The following is a 16,066-nucleotide window of genomic DNA, read 5'->3' on the forward strand; positions in this document are numbered from 1 at the left end:
GGTTGCGGTTGCGGTTTCGAGGGGATCCATCTGAGATCGTTTAGCAAGGATTCTTCGGGTGAATCAGGCTGAATCAATCGCGGTATGACGCGGCTTCGGCACGAGGTGGGAGACAGATCGCATTCTGCTCGCGCCCCTTGCCTTATCCTTCTGTCTGACGACGCCAGCTCTTCTCTCTAATGAGCCGCTCATCAGAATTACACGCAATCGGCGTAAAACCGTGCTGCTACATCAGGGTGGGATCTCAAGCGCGCCTTGAGGTGGTTCATGCCGACATCGCGAAAAAGCGGGTTGCTGGGGTCTGAACTCACCCCGCGTTCGACTGCGCGGAGTTCGGGAGGAAGGTCGATTAGGGGGATGCTGCCCTCGTGGCTCGCGCCGAGGAAGAACGGAATGGAATAGCGCGCCGTGCCGGGCTCTGGTGAGGTGGCGCAATGGACGTCTGCGTGGACGAAGCCGTTGGTGGCCAGTTCAAGCAGTTCTCCGGTGTTCACGACGAATGTGCCCGGCACAGGCGGCGCATCGATCCACGATCCGTCCTCAAGCTGGACCTGCAGACCCGGCAGCACGTCTTGCAGCAAGATGGTGATCAGCCCGCCATCCTTATGGGCGCCGACGCCCTGTTTCGACGTAGTTTGATCGCGACCGGGATAGCGCACGATCTTGAGATGCTGGCGTGGGCCCGACTTGTACATGGGCGCAAAGGCATCTTCGTTCTGGCCGAGCGCCAGGGCGATCGCGCGGAGGACTTCGATCCCTACCCGCGTCACCTCCGCCTGATAGGCCAGAATGATGCCGCGCATCTCCGGCAGGGCATCGGGCCACTGGTTGGGCCCAATGGCGCGATGCCAGGCGGGTGTGTCGGGGCCGGTCGGCAGCGGGATTTCCTCGCGGTCGAAATCCACTTGCTCGCGCCAGTCGGGCTTACCGCCTGTCAGTTCCATGCCGGCCCGGCAATAGCCCCGGAAATGCGGCGATCTGATCATTTCAATGGCGAGCTTGTCTTCATCCGGCAATGCGAAGAACTGCTTGGAGACGGCGAGGGCTGCGGCGCACAGTGCGGGGTCGACGCCATGCCCCTTAAGGTAGAAGAAGCCGAAACGGTGCAGAACGCTCCTCAGATGTGCGATCAGCGTCTCACGGTCTCGCGCGCTGCCTTGCAGTCTGGAGATGTCCACGACCGGCAGGGTGTCAGGCAGATCGGCACCCTGTGCGGGTTGATCGTCAACGCCGGCTTTTTCGGCCGCAAGATCTGAAAGAACGTCCAACATCATACTCTCCATTTGTGTCGCCAAGCGTGCAGTCATTGTCCAGGCAGGCAATGATCGCGTTGGCTGATCCATGGTGTTGATTTTGAACGACCGTGTCGGTGGGTAAACCACATTCGTTCCCACCGTCGTTGGGATAAATCCCACCTTTCGAAAACTATGAATCTATATTTCCGGTGATGGAAATATATTCAGAAATAGAAGAGATTTACATCGGATTTGAGCTGCGTCTGAATCTCTTCAATATGGTGACGGAAGAGATTTGGCGCGAGGTAGATCGCCTTGCCACAAGTCGCGCAGCACAGGTCGCGTTTGGGCGTCTCCAGTGGCTGGTGGGCCACAAGGTCTGGCGTCAGGCTGCAACAGGCGCAGCCGCCGGCACTCGAAAATCTTTCGAGCTGATCAATCATATCCTGTGTCCAGCGCGCGTGGCAGAATGGGCAGGTCGCGTGATTATCCATATGTCTTCTTTCCATGGCTATCCCAGGTCTGCGCGACGGGAGATGATGTAGGCTTCGTTCTGGAACCACAGCCCGCCATATTTGCGCAGCGTCTGGCGGGTGGCCTCGAGATAGCGATCGCTGTTCATCGCCACGGACAGCCGGTCGTCTTCGATCTGCGCCACGTAGCTGGCGGCATTCCAGGCCGCGAGCAGCGTGGAGGAGCCGATCGACTGATCGATTTCGGTATCCAGCGTCTGGATGCCATAGCGGAACACCGAGCGCTCATCGGGTAGATCGTGAAGCTGGAATTTGCGCGCGTCACGGCCGAGTTCGGCCTGGACAGCGGCCATCAGTATCTGCCGCTTGTGGACGAAGGGGGTTTCGTCCGGCCAAATGGTCTGAATCAACTCCATGCCCGGATCGTCACCAAAGGAATGCACGCCCATCAGCTGCCCGCTCAGGCGCAACGCGCGGGCGAGCGGCGCGACGATCTTCTCCGCCTTGAAGGACAGCTCTGCCCGCGCGCTATAGGGTTGGGACAGTAGTACGAAGTCGAAATCGGCACTGGCCCGGCCCCGACGTGGAATGACCGCGTCGAGCGCGAACCGATGGTCGCGGCGGTACAGGATGAGGACGGCGGGGACTTCATGCAGCGGGCGCCCTGTGGCGGCACTGCGGCGCACGCGCCAGTTGCGTTCCAGAAATGGCTGAAGCTCGGCGATCGCCTCCTCGAAATCGCCGGCGGTGGTCCCATCGAGCGGCACTTCTTCCCAGACCATCCGGCTGGCGTCCACAGGATTGCGCGGGTTGAGCCAAGGGGCCTCGGTATAGGGCAGGTTGGTGACGACCAGCACCGTCGCCGGATGCTCCTGAAACCTGTCGGGCATTTTCTCCAGCATCAGTCGAACGTTTTCGAGGCTGATTTCCTTCGCGACGATGTAGAAAGGTAGCCAAGCGTAACGGCGGTGCGCGCCGCGCAGAAGTCGGGTAAGTGCGGTTCCATCGCCGGCGCCCCCATCAAACAAGCGGATCGCGGGCGGACGGGGCTGGGCGAGGGCCAATTGCTGCAACGCGCGGTCGGCGATCACCTGCTTTTCCGATGAGGTGTTCACGAACATCAGATATTTCTGGCGGTTGTCGTAGAAGCGGAAGCTGTGCTCGACGCTCATCTCGGCGCGACCGATAATGGCCGATCGCAACGTCGCTGCCGATGGCCCGCCCTGCTCGGCGATGAAGCGGTGGACCCGTTCTACCGTCTGGAGCGTCACGCGGCCGCCCTGCTGCAGGCGGCTGACGAACTTGCCGTCGTTGACAGCCTGCCGCCCGAATGTCGTCTGGGCGATCTTCAGCCGCTTGCAGGCTTCTTCGACCTGAGCCAGTAGGGTCTCGGCATCGGTCATGCCGCTACCATCGCATCTCGGGCACTGGCCAGTCCGTGCCGATGGGCGGCAGGCGCAGCAGGCGGGTCGCAGTGCCGCCGAAAATCAGGCGCTTGTCCGCAAGGCTCAGCCGGTCGCTCCGCAGCAGAAAGTTGAGGCTTTCGGCATAGGTCAGTCCGCGGCGCCGTGGGCGGGCACCGCGGGGAAGATCGGCCGTGCGCAAGCGCGTATAATCGCTGGCCCACATGATCCGCTCCGCGCCGAACGCGGCAATCAACTGGTCGAGCCGCGGCCACAGATCCTCGAACGGGTAAGACTCTTCCGACAGGAGCGGGGCGCCGCAGAGCTTCACGGCAATGTTGGAGTAGCGGGCAAGGTCGAGCAGGTCGGGGAAGGTCGCCCAGGACATCGTCTCGGGCGGCGACACGGGGTGCTGCGCGACGCCGATATGGTCGATGATCAGCGTCAAGGTGGGATGCCGTTCGGCAATCTCCGCCATGCGCGCGCATCCGCCGTGGGTGGAGTTGAAGATGGGCAGGCCGACCTCTTCTGCCGCCGCATAAAGAGTATCGAACTTTCCGGTATCGAACTCTGGGCGCATTTCCGCTGTCGCGAAGTTTCCGACCAATGCGCGCCCTGCCACCATGGCGGGATTGGCTGCGACCTTGCGGACAGCAGGGCCGAAGTCGTCGACGATCGGGAAGAAGGTATGGACCCCCGGGAAGCGCCCAGGGAAGAGGGTGCTGGCGAGTTCGATGAACGCGTCGTCGGTGACGGCGAGCGCCCGGTCGACGCCGATCGCGTCCATCGCTTCGCGCGCGAGTTCGATCTGCATCCTTGTCAACAGGTGCATGTCTGCCCCGTTCAGCCGAACTGCAGGGAAAGGCTCATGGATTTGCGCGTCGATGATTTCGAGCGTGTCGATCGGGGCCATGGCGTCGCGGTCTCCCTCACCGGTCTGATCCTGGGCGCTCATTGCCCGGCCTCCAGGGCCATGCGGTCGACGCTGCGGGCAAATGGCTTGAGGCCCTGCCAGGTGATCAAAAGGGTCAATGGGCCAAGCAGGGCAGTGCTTAGCGAGATGGAGTAGTTGAGCAGTTGCGGATCGCGGAAGAGATAGTCCGTCAGGATCGCGACGAGGAGCGGGCCCACCGCAAAGGCCAGAACATTGGTGCAGAACTGGCTCACCGAACTGACCTGCGCGCGCATGCTGTTGGGCGTGACAAGCTGGAAGGCGGCGATGGCAGGGCCGGCGCCCATAGCGGAAACGAACACGGCGACCGATTGAAGCGTCAGCACTATCCAGGGATTAGGCAGCAACGGCGCGACGATGTAGCAGGGCACGGATACGCACAGGCCGTAGAAGACGATGCGCAGATTAGCGTCGGAGCGCCCCTGCTTCATCCAGCGTTCCGAGACGCGCGCGCCGAGCAGCAGGGCGATGGGCGAGAGGACCATGGCGATCCCGCCCGTGATCATGCCCACATCGGACAGCTCCCAGCCGAATTCGCGGTGGTAGAGCGTTGGCATCCATTGCGAGATCCCCATAACCATCAGCAGCTTCATGGCGAGGCCGCCGATCGCAGCGAGATAGACGCGCCAGTCATCGCGCATGAAGCGGGCGACATCCTTCACCGGGACGCTTTTCAGCTTACGGCCTTTTAGTCCACGCCGCGCCGGCTCCTTGGTGGTCAGCACGACGAGCGCCCAGATGAGGCCCGGCGCGCCGACGATGATGAAGGCCCACTGCCAGGGGCGGATCGTGCCGCCGAAGGGCAGGCTAACCGTCGGGAAGTGTTCGACCATCGCGAGCACCGCGCCGCCCATGAAGAGCGCAAGCCCCGTGCCCACCGTCGCGCCGATGGAAAGCACACCGGTTCCAAAGGCCACCTTTTCCCGTGGGTAGGAGTCCGTCACGATCGACCAGGTCGCCGGGCCATAGCCCGACTCGCCGGCGCCGATGCCCATGCGCGCGAGGAAGAGATGCGTGTAGTTTTGAGCCAGACCGCACAGCATCGTGGCCCCGCTCCAGAAAGCGATGCAGGCGGCGACGATGTTGCGGCGGTTGCGGGTGTCCGCGATGCGGGCGATGGGCAGGCCGGCGATGGCGTATGTCAGCGAAAAGGCCGCGCCCAGCAACAGAGCCGCCTGCGTATCGGAAATACCGAAATCGCGCTGCACGGGCAGGATCAGCAATGCGAGAACCTGACGATCCACGACCGTGAACAGGACGACGACCGTCAGCACGAAGAGCGAATAATGCGCTTGCCCGCGGGTCGGCATGTCCGTGTCATCTGCCGGCGCGCCAAGCTTGGGACCAGCGGTTGCTTGGGAAACGCCAGGATCATGCGCATCGTGATGGACAGTCAAAAATCGTCTCCCAAAGCCGGTTGTTTTCTATCTTCTATCCGCATGTCGATTCAGAATGCAGCGCCGTAGATTTGGCGCGCGTCACGCCATTCGACGGGGCGCACATTGCGGTCCAGCAAGCGGGTGACGGTCATTGCGCCATCCGTCATCCGGTCCAGCGCATCGGCCGGCACGCCATGGTCGGAGAGGCGCATGGGCACGCCGCAATCGCGGCACAATCCTTCGATTAAACGCAGCCCTGCGCGCGCGATCTCGGCCGTCGTTCCGTTGCCATCCGCGCCAGCCGCCATCGCGATGTCGGCATAGCGTGCCTCCGCTGCGGGCAGGTTGAAGGCGAGGACGTGCGGCAGAAGGATGGCGTTCGACACGCCGTGGGCGACATGGAACTCACCGCCGAGCGGATAAGCCAGCGCATGAACGGCGGCCGTGTTCACCGGGCCAAGGCATACGCCCCCATAGAAGCTGGCCCGCGCCATGTCCGTCCGCGCTTGCACATCGCTGCCATTGCGCACGGCGTTCAGCAAACTGCGGAAGACCAGCCGCACGCCTTCCAAAGCAAAGGTATCGATCACCGGATGGGCAAAGCGGTTGGCATAGGCTTCAATGCAATGAGTCAGCGCGTCCAGCCCGGTTGCGGCGGTGACGGCGGGCGGCATCGACTTCGTGAGCATCGGGTCGATGTAGGCGGCATCTGGCACCAGTTGCTCGCTCACCACGCCCTTCTTGAGCAGGTCATTCTCATCCAGCAGGATGGCAATGGGCGAAACCTCGCTGCCGGTGCCGGCGGTGGTCGGGATGCACGCGAGCCAGCATCTGCGCGGGCCAAACAGGCCGTCGCGCTGAACATCCGCGATCGTCTGGCGGCCATCCAGCAGGGCGGCGGCGAGTTTCGCAAGATCCATCGAGCTGCCGCCGCCGATGCCGATGACGGCATCTGCGGCCCGACTTTGGGCTATGGCCAGCAAGGCCTCGAAGTCGCTTACGGATGGCTCGCTGCCGCTGTCGCACCAGATTTCGGTGCGCAAGCCTTGCGCCCGCAAGGGGCCGGCGACCCGCTCCGCGGCGTCGCGTACCGGTGGCGTCGTCACGATAAGGGCAGACTTCGAGCCGATCTTGAGAAGATCATCGACCAACCGCGCCGACACATCCGGCCCGAAATGGAGGAGCGCCACCTGTTTCATGCTGATCTGCTGGGGACTCATGGTCGGCGCGTTCCTGACGGTGATTTTGCAGGATCGGGATGACATGACCCGCCGGGCGGCACTTACCCTGGTCGGAAGTTGCAGATGCCCGTCGCGGTATGTCTGGCACCCCGCCTGTAGGCCTCCTGCAAACCAGGCGTCGGGCGTAGAAAGGCACAGCGAACTTCCGCGACGGATAAGCGCGGGCCGGTGGCCATGGGCAGTCATGGCCGCTGGCAGCAACGTCGACAGAGAAGATCATGATCACCGAAATCGCACATCTCACCATCGATCCGGCGAAGGCAGAGGCTTTCGAGCTGGCCGTGGCCCAGGCGGCGGCTATTTTGCGGGCCGCCAAGGGCTCACACAGTATGACACTTGAGCGGGTGATCGAAGACCCGGCCCGTTATCGCCTGCGCGTGGAATGGGACAGCGTCGAAGACCATATGGTCGGCTTCCGGGAGTCCGACGGCTTCCACCAGTGGCGGGCGCTCGCCGGCCCTTATTTCGTCGAACCGCCCTTTGTGGAGCATAGCCAGACGGTCGGCCGCTTTTTCTGATCTCGCCGCCGCATACCGCGAGGGGCAGCATCATTTTCCGGCCCGGGCAAGTGGCTCCGGGGAGTGCATCCTAGGTTGCGGTCCTGTCCTCCCCCTTTCAGGCCGCCTTGTTCCGTGCGGACGGCCCACACAGGAAGAAACCATGTCCACTGGCTCAATCACATTCGAAGTCGTGCCCAATTGGGAAAAATGTCCTGCCGGTGATGAATTCAGCCATGAGGACGTAGCCGGCGTCGCTTGCGATTCCCGGGACAGGGTCTTCCTCCACACCCGCAAGGGAGAGCGGGTGATGGTGTATGATTCAGACGGCAACTTCCTCTACAAATGGGGCGATGGCGTGTTCAATCGCGCCCATGGCATCACCATCCATGACGACCTGGTCTACTGCACCGACGATCAGGACAGCGTGGTGCGGGTGTTCGACCTGGAGGGGAATTTCCAGTGGATGCTGGGCGAACCGCGCAAGGTCAGCGATACCGGCTATGGATCGATCAAAGGCCGGAGGCCGCAGATCCATCACAATGAGTATGTGGAGCGCTCTGCGGATGGCTTCAACTGCTGCTGCAATGTGTGCATCGCGCAGAACAAGGACATGTTCGTCGCGGACGGATATGGCAATGCGCGCATCCATCATTTCTCGCCCAAAGGCGAACTGCTCAATAGTTGGGGCGAGGTGGGGACCGGCCCGGGCGAATTTCATCTCCCCCACGGCATCGCGCTCGATCGTCAGGAAAATGTGATCGTCTGCGACCGCGAGAACGACCGCCTGCAGTTCTTCGACCGCTCCGGCAAGTTCATCGCCATCTGGGATGACGTGCTGCGCCCGACGGACGTCGTGGTGGACGACGAGGGGCTGATTTACGTCTCCGAACTCTGGCGGCCGATGGAAGCCGGCCAAGGGTCTTTTACGCATGGCTTTGCGGACAGGGATCTGCCCGGCCGCGTGACGGTGTTTGCGCCGCAGGGCAATATCGTCGCGCGATGGGGCGCCGATTCCAACGCCCGCTCGGCCCCGGGCAACTTTATCGCGCCGCACGCCCTGGCGCTGGATTCGCAAGGCAGCCTCTATGTGGCCGAGGTTTCGGTCTCCTTTGGCTCCGGCTTCAATCGCATCGCGCGCGAGGCGTGCATCGATCACCAGATCCAGAAGTTCCGCAGGGTCGATCGCTGATGGCGCTGCCGCTGCTCGCAAACCTGGTTTGCGGAAGCCCCCATCGCAATCACGACTTTGATTACGCCCGGATCAACCTGGCGCAGGCGCTGTATGATGCCGGCGGCATTCGCACAGATTGCTTCATCGATTATGAGAATGTGGATGCATGGGCGCGCTGCGACATGGTTGTCAGCTACACCTCGCAAGTGCCGGTCTCGGAAGCGGCGTCGAGCGTCATGCGGGCCTTTCTGGAGCGCGGTGGACGCTGGTTCGCGCTCCATGCCAGCAATTCGGTGGGGGACAATCAGATTGTGCCGCAGATCATGGGCACGCGGTTCATAACGCACCCGCCCTTTCAGCGGTTCCGGGTAGACACCGCTCGTCCGGAAGACCCGCTGCTCGAGGGGATTGCGCCCTTCGAGATCGACGACGAGCTCTACTGCGTCGAGACGGTGCGCGATGATATCGAGGTTCTGTTGCAATGCCACTGGGGCGGCGAGGCCTTTGGCGGGCGCATGATGGAAACCAAGAATTGGCCGTTGATGTATCGGCGCCATGTCGGCGAGGGTGGCCTGCTGTATCTGGCTCTGGGGCACGCCAATCGCCCCTATGACAAACCCTTTGCGGATCGGCCCGACCAGCCCGATCATCGCGGCCCTTGGCAGGACCCCGTGTTCAAGACGTTGATCCAGCGCGGCGTGGAGTGGGCCGCGCGGCGGCGTCCTTTCGCCTAGAGCAGAGCCGGTGCTTCAGGCGCCGGGGCCGTTCCGCTCCAGCACATCCTCATCCAAGCTTAGCCCGAGGCCGGGCCGATCGGACAGGATCAGGTCGCCGTCCTCGATCTGCAGCTTCTCCTGGAAGAGCGGTTGCGCCCAGGGGACGAGGCCCACGATCAATCCATTGGGTACGGCGGCAATCGCGTGGCTCAGTGTTTCGGGCGCCAGATGGTTCACGACCGGCAGTCCATAGGCCTGCGCCATATGGGCGACCTTGAGGAAGCCCGTGAGTCCGAGGTCCTGGTCGATCATCACATAATCGCTGCCGCGCTTCTCCATCAGGGCGCGAAATTCGTGGGGGTGCTGGAACACTTCGCCGGCGCAGATCGCCTGCCTCGTGTTGGCCCGCACGAAGGCCATGCCGTCATAATCATGATAGGCGACGGGGTCTTCGATCCAATAGAGATCGTCCGGCTCCGTCTCGCGCGCGAAATGCAGCGCCTGCTTGGCTGTCCACTGAAAATTGCCATCAACGATGATGCGCACGTCCCGCCCGGCGCATGACCGCACGAAGTGGACATGCTCGATTGCCGTCGCCAGCGGGGCGAAGCCGACCGGACATTTGATCGCCCGAAACCCCCGGCCAAGGAGGTCGGCGATGTGGGCGGCGAGCGCGTCCTTGGGCGGCCCGGGCATCAGTCCCCAATTGGCGGACACGGGCAACCGATTGCGAAACCCGCCCATCAGTTTCCAGACCGGCTGACCGACCGCCTTTCCCTTGATGTCCCAAAGGGCGACATCGATTGCGCTGGCGGCGCGCAACTCCAGCCCGCTGACCGGCGCGCCGAGGAGGGGGCGTGTGAGCCGGTCGTGAATGGGTTCGACCTCCGCCTCATGCCCTATGAGGCTCTCGACCATCGCTTCGATCAGCAGAATGAGGGGCTTGAGCGTGCGCGGGTTCACCCGGCTGACAGAGCCGATGCCCTCGATGCCTTGGTCGGTCATCAGGCGCAGCACGATGTGCGTTCCCGCCATCGCGCCTTCGAAATTGACCGTCGCACCCATCACCTTGCCGCCGGTGATCTTCATGCCGCTCTCCCGTTCGACCCCGGCACCGTGCCCAGAGTTCGGGCGCCTGTCTGCATCGCCGATGGGGCGCGGGCAATAAAGAGCCGACTGTCCCGGCCAATCCGCAAGGCAAACTTCCGAAACGGATAAGTGCGCGCAGGCCCACCTCATATGGTTTAGGTCCCGAGTCAAAGAAAAGCGGGGTTCAGGAGGGTGAAATGCGGAAGGCTATTAGCAAGAAGGCGGGGATGATGTTGACCGGCATGTTGCTTGCGACGGTGAGCGCCGGCGCAGCGGCGCAGGCGCAGCAGACGCAAGGCACAACCGATCGGGCCAGCGCGGCGGGGAACGGCCTTCCCGATATCGTCGTGACCGCCACCCGACAGCAGACCAATGTGCAGGATACGCCGATTGCGATCACCGCCGTCACGGGCGAAACGCTCGCCACACGCGGTATCCAGTCGGCAGCGGAGATTTCGCAGGTCGTGCCCAACGCCACCTTCTCGCGGGCGCAGGGTGCCTTCGGCCCGGGGGTAACGACCTATATTCGCGGCATCGGTTCGCGCGATACGAGCCTGGCCGGTGAGGCCGCCGTCGCTTTCTATATCGACGACATCTACTATCCGCTTCTGCTCGGCGCCAATTTCGACTTGCTCGATCTGGAGCATGTCGAGGTGTTGCGCGGCCCGCAGGGCACGCTGTTCGGGCGCAACGCGCTCGCCGGTGGCGTCGTTCTCGTCAGCAAGCAGCCCAGCCTCACCGAGGCCTCCGGCTTCGTGGACGTCACGGTCGGCGCCTACAAGCGCCGCGATTTCCGCGCCGGAATCAATCTGCCGATCGTGGCGGACAAGCTCGGCATGTCGCTCTCCGTTCTCTCCAAGAGGCGCGACGGATTTGTGAAGCGGCTCGATTTCCGGTGTCAGATGGAGGCCAATGGCACGCCGCAGCTGGCGGGGCGCATCCCCTATGTCGACCAGACGCTGGCCTCTTCTCCCAACAACCGGCCCGATGATTGTCAGGTCGGGACGCTGGGTGGCGAAGACGTGCGCGCGGTGCGAGGCGCGTTGAAATTCCAGCCGAGCGACGGCATCCGCTTCACTCTGTCCGCCGATTATATCCAGGATCAGTCGGAGAATGTCGCCGATACTCTGATCGCGACTAATGCCTCTCGCGCCGCGACGCGCGCGTCCTGGGTCGGGCAGGCCAACCTGCTGGGCGTGGCCTATGATAACAGGTTTCTGACCGGCAACCGCTTCTCCACTTATGCGACCTATTGCGATCCGGTTGGCGCCGGTACGGTGGTTGCCGGCAGCACCTTCTACAACGGCAATCCCAATCATGGCGGGGTCTGCTACAGCCCGCGCGTGGATGTCGTGAACTGGGGCGTTTCCGGCAAGCTGTCCATCGACCTGACGAGCGATATCGAATTCACCGGCATCCTTGGCTATCGCAATTTCAGCGACACGCATGCGTTCGATACCGATGGCTCGCCGTTGGTGCAGGAACACACGCTGGCGACGATCACCTCCCGATATATCAGTGCGGAAGCCCGGCTTTCCGGGCGCCACCAGTGGCTGGATTGGGTTGCCGGTGTCTTCCTGTTCGATGCCGATGGCCGCAATCGGGCCGTCACCTACTCACCGTGGAACGGTTTCCTCAAATATCAGAACACGACCTACGAGCCCACCAGCAAGGCGGTGTTCGCAAATGTCACTGTGCGTCCGTTCGAGCGCCTGTCCGTCGTGTTGGGCGGCCGCTACTCGAAGGATGCGAAGGACGTGCATTATTCCAATCTGGACGATCGCGATCCGGGCAAGCCGAACTTCTCCCAGAACCTGACGTTCAATGTCAAACCCGAGGAGAGCCGCTTCGACTGGAAGGCCGGGCTGACCTATGAACTCAATGCCCAGACCATCGCGTATGTGTCGGCGGCCACCGGCTCGCAAGCCCCTGGCTTCAATGGGCGGCCGCTGCAGCCTTCGCAGAATCAGCAATATCCCGGCGATCGCACGCAGGCCTATGAACTCGGCATCAAGACCGAGTTTCTCGACCGACGGGTGCGCCTGAACGCGGTGGCCTTCTACACCGATTACAAGACGCGCATCTTCGGCCTGAGCGGGCAGGAAGCGCAGATCGGCACCAACGGTGGCCCATTGCCGGGCACACAGATCGTCATTCCTGATGTCGCTAATGGCAATGGCATTACCACCTGTCGCGCCCGCACCCCTGCGGAGGCTGCAGCCGGTCAGGGTGTGCAGTGCATTGGCCGGACGTTCTTCGTGAACCTGCCGGGCAAGGCCAAAGGCTTCGAGCTGGAGCTCGAGGCGAGGCCTGTCGAGGGGCTGCTGATCAATGGGTCGCTGGGCTATTCGCAATTCACCTCGCCCGACCTCAACGCGCCGGGGCGGATAACCAACCGGCTGACCGCCGTTGGCATCGGCATTCCAGAATGGACGGCCAATGCAGGGATCGAATATCGCGTCCCGGTTCCGTCGCTGGCAGGCTCGGTCACGCCGCGGCTGGACTGGTTCTACACAGGCAGCATTCCGTTTGATGCGGTCGATCCCGCCTATTTCCAGAAGGCCTATTCGACCTTCAACGGACGCCTGACGTACCAGAATGACGATCTTGGCCTGTCCGTCTCGCTGGGTGCGACGAACCTCACCAACAAGGCCTATTATCGCAACTACTTCATCTACAGCAGTATCGGTTTCGCCAGCAGCCAAGGCCAGCCTGCCGCGCCGCGGGAGTGGTACCTCAAGGTCAGCAAGACTTTCTAATTCAACGCGCAGTCCTCGCCGGCAGCGCTGGCGAGGACCGCCATGGAGATTGATTTGATATGAGACGTTCTACCGACCACATTCTGAGCAGCCACGGCGGCAACTTGCCCCGGCCCGCCAAGCTGGACGTGCTGCTGGCGAAGGCCGACGATCATCGCGCCGAGATCGACGAGCAACTGCCGCTGGCGGTGCAGTGGGTGGTGGACAAGCAGATCGCGTGCGGTGTCGATATCGTCAACGATGGCGAATATGTCAAAGCCGCCAATATGGGCCATTATGTGGGCTATATTCAGGCTCGCATCACCGGCTTTGGGCAACGCGAACGGCCAGAAGGCCTCGCACCCAAACGCGCATTTGTGGCCGAGCGGGATCGCCGCGATTTCCCCGGCTTCTATGAATCCGGCCTGTGGTTCGCCGGCTCGGGCGGCCCGGTGCGTCCCGGCTTTTCCAAGCCCGGCGTCGTGCCCCAGCCCTCGAAGACGGAAGCGATCTGCGATGGGCCGGTCACCTATATCGGTCAGGAAGCAATCCAGAAGGATATTGCGGCGCTCAAAAAGGCGCTGGTCGGCAAGGATGGCGCGGACAGCTTCATCGCGGCGCTCGGCCCGCTCAGCCTCGGCGCCGGCACCCGCAACCTGCATTATCGGGACGAGCGCGACTATATGATGGCGGTCGCGGCGACTATGCGCGAGGAATATAAGGCGATCACCGATGCGGGCCTGATCGTCCAGATCGACGAGCCGGAGTTCGCGACGGCGTGGATGTTCCACCCCGACTGGAGCGTCGAGGAATATCGCGATTATCTGCGCTTCTGCGTGGAGGTCATCAATCACGCGCTGGAAGGATTGCCCGAGGAGCAGGTTCGTTTCCACATGTGCTGGGGCAGTGGCCACCGTCCGCATGTGCACGATATCGGCTTTGAGCACATCGCCGACCTGATGCTGATGATCAACGCGCAGACCTATACGTTCGAGGCGAGCAATCCGCGACACGCTCATGAGTATCGCGTGTTCGAGACGCTCAAGCTGCCCGATGGCAAGATCATCGCGCCGGGAGTGGTGGGGCATTACACCGATCTGGTCGAGCATCCGGAACTGGTCGCGGAGCGGCTGGTCAACTTCGCCAAGTTGGTGGGCATGGAGAATCTCCACGCCGGCACCGATTGTGGCATCGGGTCGCGCGTGGGGCATGAGGAGATTGTCTGGGCCAAGCTGTCGGCCATGGCGGAAGGCTGCCGCATCGCCAGCAAGCGTCTGAAATCCTGATTTGCGTATGGATGCCGAGTCAAGAGGATCAAACATGGTGGATCAAGGCGATCGCAGCGTATTTCTGGTGACCGGCGGAAGCCGGGGCATTGGAGCTGCCATCGCACGAGACGCCGCCAAGGCGGGCTACCATGTGTTGCTCACCTATGCCGGCCGAGCGGACATGGCAGCGGCCGTGGTGGATGCCATTCGCGCGGAAGGCGGAAGGGCGCAGGCGGTCCAGGCGGATACTGGTGTTGCCGGCGATATCACCACGCTCTTCGCGGCCGTCGATCAGGTCGGCCCACTGGCGGCGCTGGTCTATAATGGCGGCATCGTCGGTGAATCCTCGGCACTTGTGGACGCGAGCGACGACCTCCTGGTCAAGGTGGTGGATGTCAATCTCACCGGCGCCTTGCTGTGTGCGCGCGAGGCCGTGCGTCGCATGTCCACCGCGAACGGCGGGGGAGGAGGCTCGATTGTGCTGATCTCGTCGCGCGCTGCGCTCTATGGGGCGCCCGGCGAGCATGTCTGGTACGCGGCCACCAAGGGCGGAGTGGACAGCCTCGTACTGGGGCTCGCGCGCGAAGTCGCTCCGCAGGGCATTCGTGTCAACGCGGTGTCGCCCGGCCCGATCGACACCGAAATTCATGTCCCGGGGAAACTGGACCGGATCGCCTCGGCCTTGCCGATGCGCCGGGCCGGTCAGCCCGAGGAAGTCTCCGCCGCCGTCATGTTCCTGGTTTCCGACGCGGCCTCTTATGTGGCCGGGGCCAATATCGCCGTGGCCGGCGCGCGATAACGAGCGCGTAAATCCGTCATTCCGAAGTGGGGCTTATGCGCGCTCCTCCGGGTGCCGCTTTTCCAAGATTTACTGCAACAGGGCCGGTTCGGCGCTCTCAGTCGCGTGTTGTAGGCGATACTGGCTGGGCGCCATGCCAAAATGCTGGCGAAACGTGCGCGTGAAATGCGGGGCGCTGTTGAATCCCCAGCTGAACGCAATCTCCGTAATGGATCGGCCCCGCCAGCGCTCGTCGCTGAACTGCCGCGCGCATTCCTCCAACCGCCGCCGCAGGATATAGGCCGATGGGGACTCGTCGCTTACCGCGAAGATCATGCGGAGGTAGCGGTCGGACAGCTTAAGCCGTTCCGCCACGAGCGAGGGAGAGAGCGACGGGTCGCGCAGATTTTCCTCGATGAAAAGGCGGACTTTCCAGAAGCGCCGTTCCATCAGCGACGTCGCGGATGATGGTTCGTCCATGACTTCCGCGTAGGCGGTGGCCAGAACATCCAGCAAATGCGTGGCCACACGCTCGTTGAAGTGGAGACCGGGCCTTGTTTCGAGCTTGGCGGAGAGATCCTTCGCCATTGCCAGCGCGGTGGATGTCAGCCCCACATCGCCAGGAATGCGCTGGCCATAGAAGCTGTCGGGCACCGGAAAAATCTGCCGGATAGCGGTTGAGTTCACCCGGATCATGATCACTTGGGTCGGCTGCCCGAAGTGCAGCGTGTATTCGGCGCTGTGGTCGTACATGGTGATGTCACCGGGATATAGTTCGATCTGCCGGCCATAATGGCGCAGGCTGGCCCCGCCGGACAGGACGAGGATGAAGGTCGATTGACGATCGGCGGGGGTCAATGCGCCTTCCGGCCGGGAAATCGTCACGGAGCCGCACCGCATCTGGATCAGCAACAGCGGCCCGAGTTGTTCGGCCAAAAGCATGGAGTTTGGGATGCGGCTGTGCACCGTCACCTGCGCCCGCCCGCCTTTCCAGACCACGGGAGGTGCCTGACTGGGCTCAATGGCTCTCGCTCGACGCATAAAAGACGGTCCTCTCCACCGTTTTTCGTATTTCCTATACGATATCCTAGTTGCGCTGGCAGTCAATGGACCTGCGCAAGAC

14 protein-coding genes are annotated in these 16,066 nt (G+C 62.7%); 6 read left to right on the plus strand and 8 right to left on the minus strand.

Annotated elements, in window-relative coordinates; genetic code table 11:
- Positions 1-197 precede the first annotated feature (197 nt).
- From M2332_RS12500 to M2332_RS12525, 6 genes are all read right to left on the minus strand, one after another.
- The gene (locus tag M2332_RS12500; RefSeq protein ID WP_264574292.1) at positions 198-1,394 is read right to left on the minus strand and encodes an isopenicillin N synthase family dioxygenase; all 1,197 of its coding nucleotides are present in this window, start codon (positions 1,392-1,394) and stop codon (positions 198-200) included.
- Positions 1,395-1,459: 65 nt separating this feature from the next.
- Positions 1,460-1,729: a hypothetical protein gene (locus tag M2332_RS12505; RefSeq protein ID WP_264574293.1), complete on the minus strand. Its 270-nt coding sequence runs from the start codon at positions 1,727-1,729 to the stop codon at positions 1,460-1,462.
- Between the two features lie 17 nt (positions 1,730-1,746).
- Positions 1,747-3,111 carry a hypothetical protein gene (locus tag M2332_RS12510; protein WP_264574294.1) on the minus strand — a complete coding sequence of 455 codons (1,365 nt, stop codon included), beginning with the start codon at positions 3,109-3,111 and terminating at the stop codon, positions 1,747-1,749.
- A gap of 4 nt (positions 3,112-3,115) precedes the next feature.
- Complete coding sequence (locus M2332_RS12515) at positions 3,116-4,066, minus strand: amidohydrolase family protein (protein ID WP_264574295.1); 951 nt, start codon at positions 4,064-4,066, stop codon at positions 3,116-3,118.
- Complete coding sequence (locus M2332_RS12520; RefSeq protein WP_264574296.1) at positions 4,063-5,460, minus strand: spinster family MFS transporter; 1,398 nt, start codon at positions 5,458-5,460, stop codon at positions 4,063-4,065. The genes M2332_RS12515 and M2332_RS12520 overlap by 4 nt, the downstream gene beginning before the upstream one ends.
- 50 nt (positions 5,461-5,510) lie before the next feature.
- Positions 5,511-6,662 (minus strand): iron-containing alcohol dehydrogenase, encoded by a 1,152-nt coding sequence (locus tag M2332_RS12525; protein ID WP_264574297.1) that lies wholly within the window; start codon positions 6,660-6,662, stop codon positions 5,511-5,513.
- Between the two features lie 239 nt (positions 6,663-6,901).
- On the opposite strand from M2332_RS12525, the gene M2332_RS12530 reads away from it, so the two are divergent.
- From M2332_RS12530 to M2332_RS12540, 3 genes are all read left to right on the plus strand, one after another.
- Positions 6,902-7,201: an antibiotic biosynthesis monooxygenase family protein gene (locus tag M2332_RS12530; protein ID WP_264574298.1), complete on the plus strand. Its 300-nt coding sequence runs from the start codon at positions 6,902-6,904 to the stop codon at positions 7,199-7,201.
- Between the two features lie 142 nt (positions 7,202-7,343).
- Positions 7,344-8,372 carry a 6-bladed beta-propeller gene (locus tag M2332_RS12535; protein WP_264574299.1) on the plus strand — a complete coding sequence of 343 codons (1,029 nt, stop codon included), beginning with the start codon at positions 7,344-7,346 and terminating at the stop codon, positions 8,370-8,372.
- Positions 8,372-9,088: a ThuA domain-containing protein gene (locus tag M2332_RS12540; protein WP_264574300.1), complete on the plus strand. Its 717-nt coding sequence runs from the start codon at positions 8,372-8,374 to the stop codon at positions 9,086-9,088. The genes M2332_RS12535 and M2332_RS12540 overlap by 1 nt, the downstream gene beginning before the upstream one ends.
- 15 nt (positions 9,089-9,103) lie before the next feature.
- On the opposite strand, the gene M2332_RS12545 is transcribed toward M2332_RS12540, so the two are convergent.
- Entirely contained in the window at positions 9,104-10,159 is a 1,056-nt protein-coding gene (locus tag M2332_RS12545) for a mandelate racemase/muconate lactonizing enzyme family protein (RefSeq protein ID WP_264574301.1), read from the minus strand.
- A gap of 197 nt (positions 10,160-10,356) precedes the next feature.
- Between M2332_RS12545 and M2332_RS12550 the strand changes: the two genes are divergently transcribed.
- The 3 genes from M2332_RS12550 to M2332_RS12560 are packed head-to-tail and all read left to right on the plus strand — an operon-like array spanning position 10,357 to position 14,964.
- Positions 10,357-12,918: a TonB-dependent receptor gene (locus tag M2332_RS12550; protein ID WP_264574302.1), complete on the plus strand. Its 2,562-nt coding sequence runs from the start codon at positions 10,357-10,359 to the stop codon at positions 12,916-12,918.
- A 59-nt stretch (positions 12,919-12,977) separates the two neighbouring features.
- Positions 12,978-14,183 carry a cobalamin-independent methionine synthase II family protein gene (locus M2332_RS12555; protein WP_264574303.1) on the plus strand — a complete coding sequence of 402 codons (1,206 nt, stop codon included), beginning with the start codon at positions 12,978-12,980 and terminating at the stop codon, positions 14,181-14,183.
- A 34-nt stretch (positions 14,184-14,217) separates the two neighbouring features.
- The gene (locus M2332_RS12560; RefSeq protein WP_264574304.1) at positions 14,218-14,964 is read left to right on the plus strand and encodes an SDR family oxidoreductase; all 747 of its coding nucleotides are present in this window, start codon (positions 14,218-14,220) and stop codon (positions 14,962-14,964) included.
- A gap of 69 nt (positions 14,965-15,033) precedes the next feature.
- Here M2332_RS12560 and M2332_RS12565 read toward each other — a convergent pair whose 3' ends face one another.
- On the minus strand, positions 15,034-16,050 hold the full coding sequence (locus M2332_RS12565) for a helix-turn-helix domain-containing protein (RefSeq protein ID WP_264574305.1): 1,017 nt from the start codon (positions 16,048-16,050) through the stop codon (positions 15,034-15,036).
- Between the last annotated feature and the right edge of the window lie 16 nt (positions 16,051-16,066).

It is taken from the genome of Sphingobium sp. B11D3A (assembly GCF_025961695.1).
Classification (GTDB): domain Bacteria; phylum Pseudomonadota; class Alphaproteobacteria; order Sphingomonadales; family Sphingomonadaceae; genus Sphingobium.